Annotated in this window: 16 protein-coding genes and 1 tRNA gene; 10 read left to right on the top strand and 7 right to left on the bottom strand. The window is 62.7% G+C overall.

Annotation, left to right across the window (positions count from 1 at the left end; all coding sequences use genetic code 11):
• The first annotated feature begins 1 nt into the window (after window position 1).
• Complete coding sequence (locus AC2FNA_RS01950) at window positions 2-553, top strand: 6,7-dimethyl-8-ribityllumazine synthase (RefSeq protein ID WP_496824024.1); 552 nt, start codon at window positions 2-4, stop codon at window positions 551-553.
• Complete coding sequence (gene nusB / locus AC2FNA_RS01945) at window positions 550-1,032, top strand: transcription antitermination factor NusB (RefSeq protein WP_234220053.1); 483 nt, start codon at window positions 550-552, stop codon at window positions 1,030-1,032. Before AC2FNA_RS01950 ends, nusB begins: the two co-directional genes overlap by 4 nt.
• Window positions 1,033-1,206: 174 nt before the next feature.
• Here the strand turns inward: nusB and AC2FNA_RS01940 are convergent, their stop codons facing one another.
• The gene (locus AC2FNA_RS01940; RefSeq protein ID WP_496824022.1) at window positions 1,207-1,983 is read right to left on the bottom strand and encodes a response regulator transcription factor; all 777 of its coding nucleotides are present in this window, start codon (window positions 1,981-1,983) and stop codon (window positions 1,207-1,209) included.
• Window positions 1,984-2,079: 96 nt separating this feature from the next.
• Here AC2FNA_RS01940 and AC2FNA_RS01935 point away from each other — a divergent pair, with 96 nt between their 5' ends.
• Both AC2FNA_RS01935 and AC2FNA_RS01930 read left to right on the top strand, forming a co-directional pair.
• A complete protein-coding gene (locus tag AC2FNA_RS01935) occupies window positions 2,080-2,385 on the top strand; it encodes a hypothetical protein (RefSeq protein WP_496824020.1) in 306 nt (101 codons plus the stop codon).
• 278 nt (window positions 2,386-2,663) lie between these two features.
• Entirely contained in the window at window positions 2,664-3,110 is a 447-nt protein-coding gene (locus tag AC2FNA_RS01930; protein WP_496824018.1) for an MmcB family DNA repair protein, read from the top strand.
• A 76-nt stretch (window positions 3,111-3,186) separates the two neighbouring features.
• On the opposite strand, the gene AC2FNA_RS01925 is transcribed toward AC2FNA_RS01930, so the two are convergent.
• Window positions 3,187-3,378, bottom strand: a complete 192-nt coding sequence (locus AC2FNA_RS01925; RefSeq protein WP_234136517.1) for a DUF6324 family protein — start codon at window positions 3,376-3,378, stop codon at window positions 3,187-3,189.
• 78 nt (window positions 3,379-3,456) lie between these two features.
• Here AC2FNA_RS01925 and AC2FNA_RS01920 point away from each other — a divergent pair, with 78 nt between their 5' ends.
• Window positions 3,457-3,939 (top strand): GNAT family N-acetyltransferase, encoded by a 483-nt coding sequence (locus AC2FNA_RS01920; protein WP_496824016.1) that lies wholly within the window; start codon window positions 3,457-3,459, stop codon window positions 3,937-3,939.
• Window positions 3,940-3,985: 46 nt separating this feature from the next.
• Window positions 3,986-4,062, top strand: a tRNA-His gene (locus tag AC2FNA_RS01915).
• Between the two features lie 56 nt (window positions 4,063-4,118).
• On the opposite strand, the gene AC2FNA_RS01910 is transcribed toward AC2FNA_RS01915, so the two are convergent.
• Window positions 4,119-5,135 carry a GT-B fold glycosyltransferase domain-containing protein gene (locus AC2FNA_RS01910; RefSeq protein ID WP_496824014.1) on the bottom strand — a complete coding sequence of 339 codons (1,017 nt, stop codon included), beginning with the start codon at window positions 5,133-5,135 and terminating at the stop codon, window positions 4,119-4,121.
• 118 nt (window positions 5,136-5,253) lie between these two features.
• Between AC2FNA_RS01910 and AC2FNA_RS01905 the strand changes: the two genes are divergently transcribed.
• The gene (locus AC2FNA_RS01905; RefSeq protein ID WP_496824012.1) at window positions 5,254-5,826 is read left to right on the top strand and encodes a hypothetical protein; all 573 of its coding nucleotides are present in this window, start codon (window positions 5,254-5,256) and stop codon (window positions 5,824-5,826) included.
• Between the two features lie 25 nt (window positions 5,827-5,851).
• Here AC2FNA_RS01905 and AC2FNA_RS01900 read toward each other — a convergent pair whose 3' ends face one another.
• From AC2FNA_RS01900 to nbaC, 4 genes are all read right to left on the bottom strand, one after another.
• Window positions 5,852-7,111: a TRAP transporter large permease gene (locus AC2FNA_RS01900; RefSeq protein ID WP_496824011.1), complete on the bottom strand. Its 1,260-nt coding sequence runs from the start codon at window positions 7,109-7,111 to the stop codon at window positions 5,852-5,854.
• Window positions 7,108-7,650, bottom strand: coding sequence for a TRAP transporter small permease (locus tag AC2FNA_RS01895; protein WP_496824010.1), 543 nt, complete (start codon window positions 7,648-7,650; stop codon window positions 7,108-7,110). Before AC2FNA_RS01895 ends, AC2FNA_RS01900 begins: the two co-directional genes overlap by 4 nt.
• Window positions 7,651-7,716: 66 nt before the next feature.
• Window positions 7,717-8,700, bottom strand: a complete 984-nt coding sequence (locus AC2FNA_RS01890; RefSeq protein ID WP_234136523.1) for a TRAP transporter substrate-binding protein — start codon at window positions 8,698-8,700, stop codon at window positions 7,717-7,719.
• Window positions 8,701-8,750: 50 nt separating this feature from the next.
• On the bottom strand, window positions 8,751-9,293 hold the full coding sequence (gene nbaC / locus AC2FNA_RS01885) for a 3-hydroxyanthranilate 3,4-dioxygenase (RefSeq protein ID WP_496824308.1): 543 nt from the start codon (window positions 9,291-9,293) through the stop codon (window positions 8,751-8,753).
• A gap of 315 nt (window positions 9,294-9,608) precedes the next feature.
• Here nbaC and AC2FNA_RS01880 point away from each other — a divergent pair, with 315 nt between their 5' ends.
• From AC2FNA_RS01880 to preA, 3 genes are all read left to right on the top strand, one after another.
• Window positions 9,609-10,241: a cupin domain-containing protein gene (locus AC2FNA_RS01880; protein WP_496824008.1), complete on the top strand. Its 633-nt coding sequence runs from the start codon at window positions 9,609-9,611 to the stop codon at window positions 10,239-10,241.
• 179 nt (window positions 10,242-10,420) lie between these two features.
• Window positions 10,421-11,755 (top strand): NAD(P)-dependent oxidoreductase, encoded by a 1,335-nt coding sequence (locus tag AC2FNA_RS01875; protein WP_496824006.1) that lies wholly within the window; start codon window positions 10,421-10,423, stop codon window positions 11,753-11,755.
• 42 nt (window positions 11,756-11,797) lie between these two features.
• The gene (gene preA, locus AC2FNA_RS01870) at window positions 11,798-13,102 is read left to right on the top strand and encodes an NAD-dependent dihydropyrimidine dehydrogenase subunit PreA (RefSeq protein WP_496824004.1); all 1,305 of its coding nucleotides are present in this window, start codon (window positions 11,798-11,800) and stop codon (window positions 13,100-13,102) included.
• Window positions 13,103-13,136 lie beyond the last annotated feature (34 nt).

Genomic DNA, 13,136 nt, shown 5'->3' with positions numbered 1-13,136 from the left:
CATGGCCGGACACGAGACCCATTACACCCTGCCGCGCCCCGAATTCGACAAGCCGGTGAAACTGCTGATCGTGGTGGCGCCCTATTACAAGGATGTCGCCGACAATCTGGTCGCCGGCGCCAAGGCCGAGATCGAGGCGGTGGGCGGCAGCTGGGACCTTGTCGAGGTGCCCGGCGCGCTTGAGGTGCCCACCGCCATCGCCATGGCCGACCGGCAGAGCAATTTCGACGGCTACGTGGCGCTTGGCTGCGTGATCCGGGGCGAGACCACCCATTACGACACCGTCTGCAACGACAGCAGCCGCGCGATCCAGCTGATGGGGCTTCAGGGCCTGTGCATCGGCAACGGCATCCTCACGGTCGAGAACCGCCCCCAGGCCGAGGTGCGTGCCGATCCGGCGGCGATGAACAAGGGTGGCGGCGCGGCTGCTGCGGCCTTGCATCTGATCGCGCTCGGACGTAAGTGGGGCGCTTCGAGAAAGGATGTGGGTTTCCGCCCCAAGGCGGAGGACATTCTTCTCGCCGAGGACAAGAACGGATCCCGCACCGCATGAGCCAGAGCGACACCCCCAAACCGGTCAACCGGAAACGCCAGATGAAATCCGCCGCGCGGCTTTATGCCGTGCAGGCGCTGTTCCAGATGGAGCATTCGGGCCAGACGGTCGAATCCGTCGTGTCCGAGTTTCTCGACCACCGTTTCGGCGCCGTCTACGAGGGTGACGAACTGGCCGAAGGGGATACGAAGCTGTTTCGCGCGCTGGTGGGCGAAGCTGTCAACAATCAGGCGCTTATCGATCAGATGACCGACCGCGCGCTGGTGGCGAAATGGCCGATCGCGCGGATCGACCCGACGCTGCGTGCATTGTTTCGCGCCGCGGGGGCCGAGTTGAGCCAGAACGACACACCGCCCAAGGTGGTGATCACCGAATTCGTCGATATCGCGCGCGCGTTTTTTCCCGAGGGGCGTGAGACCAGTTTCGTGAACGCGGTGCTGGATCACATGGCGCGCGAGGCGCGTCCCGAGGCGTTCTGAAGCGCCTTGTCGCCTTGTGTTGGCGGCGCGAAGAGCAGGCAAACCGGCGGCGGGTTGTCCAAGGGACTACACCGCCGCCGCATATTGAAATATTTGGATAAAATTCACCGGGGCCACCACTCACGACTGATACCCGGCCCGTGAACGCTAGCTTACGGACCCGGCGGTGGATACCTATCTGTTCCGATAGGGGGGATTGGTCAGCAGTCCCATCTGCACCGCACGAACCAGCGCCGCCTCGCGCGTGGGTGCGCGCAGCTTGTCGCGGGCCGATTTCAGGTGCATGCGCACGGTGATCTCGCTGATCTTCATCGCGTCGGCGATCTGTTCGTTGCGCAGGCCGTCGGCCAGCAAATGCAGCACCTCGCTTTCACGGCGCGACAGGGGCGCGGTCGTGCCCAGAATCGGGGTCAGGTCCTGTCCGGGGCGCAAGCCCCGGGCGGTTCCTGGACCCAGATTGGTGCCGATCACGGTGGCCAGGATACGCATTCCGGTGGCCTGTTCGGTCATCCAGGCCCCGGCTTCGGGGTGATCGGTAAACAGCGCCACAAGCATGGCCAGATTGCCGGGGCAGGGCACCACCAGGCTAAAGACATGTCGGTACCCATGTTCGACCAACCCCGAATAAAGCGCCGTGGCGGTGGTCGAGTTGCTCTCCTGCAAGCGGCGGCCCGAATCGATATAGAGGCTTTCCGGCCCCTGGACGGTCTGGGCCAGTACCAGATCGGCATCCGAATAGCCGCCCTCGGCATAGGTTTTCAGCCAGTCCGGCGCCATCGAACTGTGCGCCCAGTGCAGGATCCCGGTCTTGGGAGTAAACTGCCCCATGTTGAGCGCCTTGAAACCAAAGGCGTTCAGGCGGGCAACCGTGTGCTCCCAGCGGGCGTCGTCGTCGAAGATGTGCGAGAGGCTTTCCAAAAGATCGAGCGCAAACTCGGTGAGATTTCGCATTCCGTCTCCGGCATATATTGTCGCAGATACGCTGGGATACCCTGCCTTTCAGATCATTCTGCGCTAAGATGAGAAGAAACAACAAGGAGTAAGACCATGCCCCGTCTGATCCGTCTCTACATCACCCAGGTTCTGGTTGGTTTCTCGATATCGGCGGTGTTCATCGCGGGTCTCCTGTGGCTCGATATCGCTGGCCTCCGGGGGCTGATCGCCCGGTCCGATTCGGCGCTGCTTGCCGTGTTCATGTTGTGGTTCATGAACGGGATCGTCTTTGCCGGGGTGCAATTCGCCTGGAAGATCATGAGCCTGGCCGAGGACGACACGCCGCCGCGCGGTGGCAGCAAGGTGTCCGACCTGCGCCCGGTGCCGGCCCGGCAGGAAGCGGCCGCGCAGCGGGGCTGATCCCGGGTCATCGGGTGGTATGCGGCGGGAACCACCAAGTGTCGACCGTGCGGTTCGATTCCCGAGGACCTGTATATACAGGTGGGCGCCAGGTAATCAGGCCAGGACCTGAACAGAGCCAGCCCCCTCGGAAATGTTTAAGGCCACCGGAATGCTACCTGTCACGAGAAGGGCAGAACCCGCCGCCCCCATAGGTAGGGCGCACCGCTACCGCCCGCAAGGGGGCAGATGACGGGAACGGGCTTGAATTTTGTTCACCTATTGTTCACCATGTGCCCATGACACTGGATTTGTTACCCGGACAGCGGCTGGCGCGTGGCGTTTCACGTCACCTCAGGGCGCATGGATTCGTCTCGGTCGAAGAGTTCGTGCCCGCCCGCGGGCTGCGTGTCGATGTGATGGGGCTGGGCCCCAAGGGCGAGATCTGGGTGGTCGAATGCAAGTCGAGCCGCGCCGATTTTCAGGCGGATTCGAAATGGCAGGGGTATCTGGAGTGGTGTGACCGCTATTTCTGGGCGGTGGATGTGGAATTTCCGGCCGAATTGCTGCCTGCGGAAAGCGGGCTGCTGATTGCCGATGCCTATGATGCAGAGATCGTGCGGATGGCGCCCGAGCAAAAGCTCGCCCCGGCCCGGCGTAAGGTGCTGATCCAGAAATTCGCCACCCATGCGGCACGGCGCCTGCAGGCGCTGCGCGACCCCGAGGGCCACGGGATTTTCGAATGAAGCGCGTCGAGAGCGGCCAGCGCCGTTTTCCGCACCGGAAAACGGCCCGGAAAACGTGTCGTTTTCCGGCGCCGCCTCAGCGTTTGGACATCAGGCGGGCGGCCTGTGCGGCGGCGCGGATTTCATCCGCGATTTCCTCGGCCTCCTCGGGATCGAAATCCATCGGCACCTCGACTCCGTGCGCCTCGACAAAGAGCCGCACCATCCCGGCATCGGTCGGGCCGATCTGAAGATTCGCCTCGATATCGCGTTCGGTATTGATGCCCATCTCGTCCTCCGGGAAAACTGCTGCCGGACTAGACCGGGCCGGGTTGAGAATCAAGCCGGTTCCGGGGTCTGATATCCCATGGACACGATCAACCTTCGCCCCTTTCGCCCTGAAGACGCCCCCTGGTTGGTCGAGCGGCATGGCACGCTCTATGCGCAGGACGAGGGGTTCGATGACAGTTTCGGGCCGCTGGTTGCGCGCATCCTCGACGATTTCATCGCCAATCACGACCCCGATCGCGAACAAGGCTGGATCGCCGAGGCGGATGGTCAGCGGCTGGGCAGCATCTTCTGTGTCCGGCTGGACGAGAGCACCGCCAAGCTGCGCCTGTTCCTGCTGGTGCCCGAGGCGCGCGGGCGGGGCCTGGGCCGGCGTCTGATCGACACTTGCATGGGCTTTGCACGCAGCAAGGGTTATGTGCAAATGCAGCTTTGGACCCATGAAAGCCACCGCGCCGCCTGTGCCCTTTACGCGGCCACCGGTTGGCAGTTGGTCGACAGCAAACCGGTCCATTCCTTTGGCGTCGACCTGGTCGAACAAAGCTGGAAAATTACACTCTGACCCTCTTGCAATCCGCAACCCGGTTGGGTACATCGCCCCTCACGGTGCCGCCTTAGCTCAGTTGGTTAGAGCGCTGGATTGTGGATCCAGAGGTCCCCTGTTCAAGCCAGGGAGGCGGTACCATAAACGGCTTCCCCCATATCGCATGATGGTGCGCATTCTGGCGCCCCTGCCGCGTTTCAACGCAGCCACAGCCCCTTGGATTTGATCCGGTTGCGGATTGCCTGTTCCTTGTGCGGCAGGTTCTCGCGGTCGAACATCTCGCGGATCTTTTCCCCCTTGCCCTGATAGACCATTTTTTTTAGCGGTTCGTAATTCTTCAGCACTTTCTTGATCTTGTTGGGCGCGCAGACCTCTTCCAGCACCTCGACCACCCGATCGGTCTCGCGCGCGTAGAGCAGCGGGAACAGGCGATAGTGGCAGCTGACCGTTCCGTCCAGCAGCCCCTCGGGCAGGCTGTCGCGCCCGCCGCCAAACGAATGGATTACCAGCGGTAGCGCCACCTGGTCGAGCCAAGGATTGAGGCTTTGGCAGACCAGTTCGGTCAGTGGTGTATCGCGGATCGAGCGGGCATAGGTCAGGAACCGGTGCCCGAACTTGTGGGGGCATTCATAATAGAAGAAACCGGCGTTGAAATAGAGATAGCGCCGCCAGTATTCGTCTGGCTGATCGAAATCCAGCGAGCTTTCGAAATCCAGCCCAAACCTGGTGTAAAGCGCCCGCCAGATCTCGGTATAGCCGGGACCATAGAGAGTGGGCTGGGGCCAGGTGCCCTCGCGTTTGAGCGAGGCGGTGGGGCGGCTGAAATCGAAGGGCACCGACATCAGGTCGCCGGTGATCAGCGTATCGGTGTCGAAAAAGACAAAAGGTTCACCCTCGGGCAGGGCCAGCAGCGCCTCGATCTTGTTGCCATGCGGATAGGTCTGGCCGAAAACCTTGTTGTCAAACGGCAAAAGCTCGGCCCCCAGCATGTCGAGCGCGGCGCGCAGCTCGTCGCTCTGGATGCTTGGGTCCTCATCCCATTTCGGGCCGGGCTGTGGGTGGGCGACGAACAGGCGGCCGTCAAAATCGGGTGTCGAATGGCGCAGCGAGGCGGCAAACAGTACCGCCTCGTATTGCAGGCGGTTGTTCTGACCCACCACCACGATGTTAAAGGGTCTGCGCTCCGTCGTTTTCGCGACCTGTTGTTTTGTCATCTCTGCCCGCCGCCGGATTTGGTGATGCGGCGCCCCTGTTTTGACGTAGTATAGGGGCAGGGGCCGGGCGCCAAAAGCCCGGATTTCCCGCCAACTGATTTTGAAAGGCCCGTTCCAGATGCTCGATATTCTGCTTTTCCTCATCGCCGGCGCGGCGCAGTCGTCCCAGGATGAGGGCAAGGCGCCGACGCCAACCGAAAGCGCCGCTGTTACGGCCCCTGCCGACGCGCCTGCGGCCCCTGCGTTCCTGAAGCCCGAACCAACAGCCGAGGCCCCCGCGACGCCGGCCTTTCTGTCGCCCGCGCCCCAACTGGTGGCCGAGCCGCAGGTGCCCAGCGGCAAGTTCACCACCGCGACCGAAGTGAAGCCGATCCTGAATGCCACGCGCGGCAACTGGGTGGCGCTGCGCGACTATGACGGGCAGGACCTGCTCTATGTCACGCATCTGTGGTCCTGGCGCTGCGGGCTGGCGCAGATGTCGGTCTCGATCAACGGGGCCGCGCCCGAGATCTGGCCCCTGCCGCCCTGTCATGCCGAAACCGCCGCGCCCAATGCGATCATCGACAGCGATGGGCTGCCATTCCGCAGTTTCCCTGCGGGTTCGGTGGCGCAAATTGATGTCGAACTGATCTATGACGATCTGAGCGCCGACAGTGCCAGTTTCGCGCGTGCACAGGTGCTGATGCCCTGACGGGTCATGCCGCTATCGAGGGTGGTCAAATCAGCGCGGTGCTCAGGATGGGGAAATAGCTCAGCATCACCAGCACCACCGCCACCGCCAGCAGGAACGGCCAAAGCGCGGTGAAGATGGTAAAGGGGCGCACCCCTGACATGGCCGAGGCGATATAGAGACCCACGCCTACCGGCGGCGTCAGCAGGCCCAACACCAGGTTCAGGCTGATCACCACCCCGAATTGATAGGGGCTGATGCCATAGCTGTTCATCGCGATCGGCAGCAGGATCGGCGTGATCAGGATCAGTGCCGCGATGCCGTCGATCAGCATGCCCACAAAGAGCAGGCACAGGTTGACGATCAGTAGAAAGGTGAACGGGTCTGAGGTGACGGTGGACAGAAACGCCGCCAGCTTCTGCGGCAGTTCCTCGTAGATCACCACCCAGCCGAACACATTGGCCGCCGCGATCATGAAGATCACCAGCGAGGAATTGGTGGCGGTGCGCGCGAACATGGCGCCCAGATCGCGGATATGGATCTCGCGATAGACCAGCCAGCCCACGCCAAAGGCGATCAGCGAGGCGACGGCGGCGCTTTCGGTGGGGGTGGCGATGCCGAAAAGGATGCCGCCGACAATGGCCAGCGGGATCAGAAAGGCGGGCAGGGCGTCGCGCAGGGCGCGCAAGGCCTGCGGCATGGTCATCCAGTCGCCCTTGGGAAACTGTTGGCTGAGCCCGATCAGCGCCACCACCACAAAGAACGAGCCCGCCATGATCAGGCCGGGGATGATGCCCGCGATGAACAGATCCCCGATCGGCAATTGCGCCAGCACGCCATAGATCACGAACAGCATCGAGGGCGGGATCACCGGTGCCAGCAGCCCGCCGGCGGCGGTGGTGGCGGCAGCGAAACCGGGGTCATAGCCCTCTTCCTTCATCGCGGGCACCATGGCCCGGCTCATCACCGCGATCTGGCTGGCGGCCGAGCCGATGATGGCAGCCATGAACATGTTGGCAAGCAGGTTGATATAGGCCAGCCCGCCCCGAAACCCGCCAACAAAGACACGCGCGGCGCGCACCAGGCGCTGGGTCATGCCGCCTTCGTTCATCAGCTCTCCGGTCAGGATGAACAGCGGAATGGCAAGCAGCCCGTAGTTTTCGACCCCGGCAAACATCTGCTGGGCGAAACTGTCATACAGAACCAGGTTGCCGCTGTCATAGATGTACCAGAGCGCGGTCAGCGCCAGCACCAGCGCGATGGGGACCGAGGCAAAGAGCAGCACAAGGAACAGGATCGGGGTCATTGCGCGGCCTCCGCCTCGGGGTGTCGGCCCGGATAAAACAGATTGGCCGCCGAATGCAGCAGGGCCCCAAGGGTAAACAATGGCATCACCAACCAGACCCAGACCTTGGGCAGGCCCAGCGTGTTGGTGGGTTCGGCGTAGATGAAGTTGAAGGTCTGGCCCTGAAACGCCTTCACGTCCCAGCCCGCCCGCATCAGTTCCAGCGGCATGAACCAGCGCAGGCAAATCCAGACCATCAGGCAGGCAAAGACGAAAAGAACCAGATCGACCACCCGCTCAAGCATGCGCGCGCCGTGCCCGTCCAGCATCTCATTCACCAGGGTAACGGCGATGGCGCTGCGGAAATGGATCGCGGCGGATGCGGCCAGAAAGGTCATCCAGACCATGGCATAGATTGCCGCCTCATCCACCCAATATATGGCGTTGCCCGCAGCGCGGGTCACCACGTTGAGCAGTATGAGCCCGGTGACCGACGCCGCCAGCGCGGCGGCGCAGACCAGTTCGACCCTGGCCCAGAGATGCGATGCCCGATACAGCATGTGCCTGCCTTCAAATGTCGCGAAACGGGCCGGCACAGGGCCGGCCCGACGCGGGGTTTTCTGGGATTATTGCAGGTCCGCAGCGGTCTTGCGCAGCTCGGGCAAGGATGGGGCCTTGTCCGCCCAGATCGTCTCCCATTGTGCGATGGCATCGCCGAAGAAGTCCTGATCGACCCGCTTGAAGGTCTTGCCCACCTTGGTCAGCGCATCGGTCCATTCCGGCTCTTTGGCCATGTAAACGTCCAATGTGCTGTCCACATGCTTGGCCATCAGTTCCGAGATCATCGCCTTGTCCGCATCGCTCAGCCCGGCATAGACGCGGGCCGAGATCAGCCCGACCATCGGGAACATCATGTGGTTCGAGATCAAGAGCGTGTCGGCATGTTCATGATATTTCAACACGTTGATCAGCTCGACATCCATGTCGATCGCATCCACCTGGCCATTGGCTAGCGCGTCATAGACCGCCGGCAGCGGCATCGGCGTGGGTGCGGCCCCCAGCGCGTTGTAGAAATCGAGGATCGGATCGAACGGCGTGATCCGCAGCTTGAGCCCGGACAGATCGGCCGCGGAATTCACCGCGCCCCGGCTCAGGATCTGGCGCATCCCGGCGCTGCCATAGCCGACACCGACCACGCCCGCCTCTTGCGGCAGCACCGCCAGCATGCCGCGCGCGGTGTCCGAGCGCAGGATGGCCGAGGCGTGGTTGATGTCCTTGGCCAGATATGGCGCATAAAACGCCCCCATGTTGGGCACCCGGTTCGACACTTCGGCCACGGTCATGAAGGCCATGTCCAGCGCCCCGGTCTGCAACTGTTGCAGCATCTGCGCCTCGTTGCCCAGCTGGCGGGCGGGGAAGACCGAGACCGAATGCGCACCGCCCGATTTCTCGGACAATTCGGCGCCAAAGGCCTCGGCGGCCTTGGTCCAGGTATGGGGTGGCGGGGTGATCAGGCCCAGGCGAAATTCCTTGGCCGCCGCCGGCAGCGCGGCCAGTACCAGCGCGGCACAGGCAACCCCCCGGGCCAGTCCCTTGAAGCTGATTGTCATGTGGTTCTCTCCCTGTTGGAATCGTTGTTTTTTGCTAGTCTAAACGCGGTTTACAGTTTCACCCAACCCTCTGGTGGTTCCTTGCCCGGATGAACCTCGCCGCAATTGGGGCAGGTGCGCGCCTGTTCGTCGGCATAGAAGGCCTGATAGACGGGCGGCAGATCGCGCACGATGCTTTCCAGCAACAGCTCGGCCCGGTGCACAAGGCTGCCGCAGCCGAAACAATACCATTCGATGGCGTCATGGGCGCCTTCGGGGCGTTTGGGTTCGATCACGAGACCAATCGAGCCTTCTTGCGGGCGCTGGGGCGAATGGCGCACATGCGGCGGCAACAGGAAAATGTCGCCCTCGCGGATCGGCACGTCATAGAACTCGCCGCCGTCGTAGAGTTTCAGCACCATGTCGCCCTTGAGCTGGTAAAAGAATTCCTCGACCGGGTCGTCATGATAGTCGGTGCGTTTGTTGGGGCCGCCGACCACGGTCACCATCAGATCCGCATCCTCCCAGATCTGCTGGTTGCCGACGGGCGGTTTCAGCAGATGCTTGTGTTCGTCGATCCATTTCTGGAAATTGAAGGCGCTCAGCCGGGCCATCACGTGTTCCTCCTTACCGGTGCTTGCCATCGCGGGCTTGTTTCAGCGTCGGGCGGGGCGGGGCTGCAAGACAAGGAATTTGTCCGAATGCCGCTATCGAAAATCGCGATAGCAGCGCGGGAACCGGCTTTGCGAACCATGGGTGCTGACGAACTTCCTTCATGCATGAAATTTTAAGGTTAAAGGAATAGCCCCTGTCAAGTGTCTTGACCGCGGTCGAGGGTCAGGGCGGTTGATCACCTCTGCGTGAACATGCTTTCTTGGTCCTCGCAGCGCGCCAGATCGAAGGGCGACAGAGCAAGCAGGAGATAACCCATGCGGATCAATGCGGACTTCAGCCAACGCGCAGCGGTGCATTTCGACCAGACAGACTGGGTCCCGTCGCCCGCGTCCGGTGTCGAACGCAAGATGCTGGACCGGATCGGGGCCGAAGTGGCACGGGCCACCACCATTGTCCGCTTTGCGCCGGGCAGCGCCTTTGCCGCCCATACCCATGACGGAGGCGAGGAATACCTGGTTCTGGACGGTGTGTTTCAGGATGAGTTGGGCGATTTTCCGACCGGATCTTACGTGCGCAACCCGCCGACCTCGTCCCATACGCCCGCGACCGAACCTGGGGCGACCATCCTGGTCAAGCTGCACCAGTTCGACCCAGCCGACCGCACAGAGGTGCGCCGTTCGATCACCGGAAAGAGCGACGAGACGCTCTTTGCCGATGCGCATGAAGAGGTGCGGCTGGAAAGCTGGGCGGCGGGTGCGCAGGTGACGCGCGATCTGCCCGGCGGGATCGAGGTCTTCGTGCTGGAGGGCGGGTTTCGGGAGGGCGGGGACTCCTTTGCACGCTGGGACTGGCTGCGCCTGCCACCGGGCGCGCGGCTGGAACTGATCGTCGGCGCCGAAGGCACGCGTGTCTGGGTGAAATCCGGTCATCTCGCCGGAATGGTCTGACATCCTTGCGGCAGGCGGCAAGAATTTTCGCCGAAAATTCTTGCACCCAGCCTTGTGGGCCCGGGCGATTTCGTCCGGGTTCTTCATTTTTGACCGAAAGATAAATTTTACCAGTTGATAAAATTTCTGGATGTGGCAAGCTCACCTCAATAACGAACATATCTTCAGGGAGAAGAACGATGGCACAGGGCCAGATGGCTCCCGGCATTGTCGCCGGGCGGCTTTCCAGCGACGAACTTGCCGCGAATTTCGACGATCTGCATCCGGCCTATGCGCCGCACGAGGCGGCGGTGGCTGCGGATCGTTGCTATTTCTGCTATGACGCGCCGTGTCAGACGGCCTGTCCGACCGAGATCGACATTCCACTGTTCATCCGGCAGATCCAGACCGGCCACCCCGAGGCAGCGGCACGCACCATTCTGGAGCAGAATATCCTGGGCGGCATGTGCGCCCGGGTCTGTCCCACCGAGACACTGTGCGAAGAAGCCTGCGTGCGTGAGGCGGCCGAGGGCAAGCCGGTCGAGATCGGGCGGCTGCAACGCTATGCCACCGACACGCTGATGGCGCGCGGCGTGCATCCCTTTACCCGCGCGGCCTCCACCGGCAAGCGCGTGGCGGTTGTCGGGGCGGGGCCTGCGGGTCTGGCCTGCGCGCATCGTCTGGCGATGCTGGGCCATGACGTGGTCATCCACGAAGCGCGGCCCAAGGCCGGCGGGCTGAACGAATTCGGTATCGCGGCCTACAAGGCGACCGGTGGCTTTGCCGGGGCCGAGGTGGACTGGCTGCTGCAAATCGGCGGCATCAAGGTTGAGCAGGGCTCGGCGCTGGGGCAGGGCCTTACGCTCGATGCGCTGCGCGCTGACTATGACGCAGTGTTCCTGTCGATCGGTCTGGCTGGGGTGAATGCCTTGCGCGCAGCGGGCGAGGACAAGGACGGCGTCCGCGATGCGGTCGATTTCATCGCCGAGCTGCGCCAGGCGGGCGACCTGTCGGCACTGCCGGTTGGGCGCAACGTGGTGGTGATCGGCGGCGGCATGACCGCGATCGACGCCGCCGTACAGTCAAAGCTGCTGGGCGCCGAGAACGTCACCGTCGCCTATCGCCGCTCTCGCGCCGAGATGGGGGCCAGCGGCTTCGAACAGGATCTGGCCGCCTCCAAGGGGGTCAGACTGATGTTCAACGTGATGCCGGTTGCCGTGCATGGCAATGGCGCGGCGGTCGAGATCGAGCTGGAATACACCACCAGCGCGGGCGGTTCGGTGACAGGCACGGGCGAGACCGTGCGCCTGGCTGCTGATCAGGTGTTCAAGGCGATTGGCCAGACACTCGAAGGTGCACCGGAAGGGCTGGAACTTGAGGGGCGCAAGATCAAGGTCGACGGGGCGGGCCGCACCTCGATTCCCGGGGTCTGGGCCGGCGGCGACTGTGCCAGCGGCGGCGAGGATCTGACGGTGACCGCCGTGGCCGAGGGCCGCGACGCCGCCATGGACATCCACGCCCGGCTGAGCGCGTGACACCGAACAAGGATGCGAAAGCACATCAGGGAGGCCGTATAAATGGCTGATTTGAAGACAAACTTTCTGGGCATTGAAAGCCCGAACCCGTTCTGGCTGGCCTCGGCGCCGCCGACCGACAAGGAATACAACGTCCGCCGCGCCTTCGAGGCCGGTTGGGGTGGTGTCGTCTGGAAGACGCTCGGCTCCGAAGGGCCGCCGGTGGTGAACGTGAATGGCCCGCGTTATGGCGCCATCTATGGGGCCGACCGGCGTCTGCTGGGCCTCAACAACATCGAGCTGATCACCGACCGCCCGCTGGAAACCAACCTGGAAGAGATCGCGCGGGTCAAGGCGGATTATCCCGATCGGGCGGTGATCGTGTCGATCATGGTGCCCTGCGAGGAAGCGGCGTGGAAAGCGATCCTCCCGCGGGTGGCTGAAACCGGGGCCGATGGAATCGAGCTCAATTTCGGCTGCCCGCATGGGATGAGCGAGCGTGGCATGGGCGCGGCGGTTGGCCAGGTTCCCGAATATATCGAGATGGTCACGCGCTGGTGCAAGACCCACTACGACAAGCCGGTGATCGTGAAGCTGACCCCCAATATCACCGATATCCGTTATCCGGCACGGGCTGCGAAAAACGGCGGTGCGGATGCGGTTTCTCTCATCAATACAATCAGTTCCATCACGTCGGTGAACCTGGACAATTTCAGCCCAGAACCCTCGATTGACGGCAAGGGCAGTCATGGCGGCTATTGCGGTCCGGCGGTGAAACCGATTGCGATGAACATGGTGGCCGAGATCGCGCGAGACCCGGAAACGCAAGGCCTGCCGATCAGCGGTATTGGCGGCGTGACCACCTGGCGTGACGCGGCCGAGTTCATGAGCCTGGGTTGTGGCACCGTTCAGGTCTGCACCGCGGCGATGACCTATGGATTCCGCGTGGTGGAAGAGATGAAATCCGGCCTCAGCCAGTGGATGGATGAGAAGGGATACACCAGCGTCAGCGATTTCGTCGGGCGCGCGGTGCCCAACGTGACCGATTGGCAGTACCTGAACCTGAACTACATCGCCAAGGCGAAAATCGATCAGGATCAGTGCATCAAATGCGGGCGCTGCTATGCGGCCTGCGAGGATACCTCGCACCAGGCGATTTCCATGTCAGAGGACCGGGTGTTCGAGGTGATGGATGACGAATGCGTCGCCTGCAACCTCTGCGTCGATGTCTGCCCGATCGAGGGGTGCATCTCGATGGTGCCGATGCAGCCGGGCGAAACCGACCCGCGTACCGGCAAGGTGGTGCAGGCCGATTATGCCAACTGGACCACGCATCCCAACAACCCTATGGCACGGGCCGCAGAGTGAGGACCGAGATTTTTCGCGGAAAAATCTCTGCTTG

The sequence above is a fragment of the Ruegeria sp. YKSD163 genome (assembly GCF_059612905.1).
This window is presented reverse-complemented; position numbering and strand designations above follow the sequence as displayed.

Bases quoted from the DNA above. Each gene is read 5' to 3' on its own strand.
- AC2FNA_RS01950 (WP_496824024.1), top strand. From the start codon at position 2: ATGGCCGGACACGAGACCCATTACACCCTGCCGCGCCCCGAATTCGAC.
- nusB (WP_234220053.1), top strand. From the start codon at position 550: ATGAGCCAGAGCGACACCCCCAAACCGGTCAACCGGAAACGCCAGATG.
- AC2FNA_RS01940 (WP_496824022.1), bottom strand. From the start codon at position 1,983: ATGCGAAATCTCACCGAGTTTGCGCTCGATCTTTTGGAAAGCCTCTCG.
- AC2FNA_RS01935 (WP_496824020.1), top strand. From the start codon at position 2,080: ATGCCCCGTCTGATCCGTCTCTACATCACCCAGGTTCTGGTTGGTTTC.
- AC2FNA_RS01930 (WP_496824018.1), top strand. From the start codon at position 2,664: ATGACACTGGATTTGTTACCCGGACAGCGGCTGGCGCGTGGCGTTTCA.
- AC2FNA_RS01925 (WP_234136517.1), bottom strand. From the start codon at position 3,378: ATGGGCATCAATACCGAACGCGATATCGAGGCGAATCTTCAGATCGGC.
- AC2FNA_RS01920 (WP_496824016.1), top strand. From the start codon at position 3,457: ATGGACACGATCAACCTTCGCCCCTTTCGCCCTGAAGACGCCCCCTGG.
- AC2FNA_RS01910 (WP_496824014.1), bottom strand. From the start codon at position 5,135: ATGACAAAACAACAGGTCGCGAAAACGACGGAGCGCAGACCCTTTAAC.
- AC2FNA_RS01905 (WP_496824012.1), top strand. From the start codon at position 5,254: ATGCTCGATATTCTGCTTTTCCTCATCGCCGGCGCGGCGCAGTCGTCC.
- AC2FNA_RS01900 (WP_496824011.1), bottom strand. From the start codon at position 7,111: ATGACCCCGATCCTGTTCCTTGTGCTGCTCTTTGCCTCGGTCCCCATC.
- AC2FNA_RS01895 (WP_496824010.1), bottom strand. From the start codon at position 7,650: ATGCTGTATCGGGCATCGCATCTCTGGGCCAGGGTCGAACTGGTCTGC.
- AC2FNA_RS01890 (WP_234136523.1), bottom strand. From the start codon at position 8,700: ATGACAATCAGCTTCAAGGGACTGGCCCGGGGGGTTGCCTGTGCCGCG.
- nbaC (WP_496824308.1), bottom strand. From the start codon at position 9,293: ATGGCCCGGCTGAGCGCCTTCAATTTCCAGAAATGGATCGACGAACAC.
- AC2FNA_RS01880 (WP_496824008.1), top strand. From the start codon at position 9,609: ATGCGGATCAATGCGGACTTCAGCCAACGCGCAGCGGTGCATTTCGAC.
- AC2FNA_RS01875 (WP_496824006.1), top strand. From the start codon at position 10,421: ATGGCACAGGGCCAGATGGCTCCCGGCATTGTCGCCGGGCGGCTTTCC.
- preA (WP_496824004.1), top strand. From the start codon at position 11,798: ATGGCTGATTTGAAGACAAACTTTCTGGGCATTGAAAGCCCGAACCCG.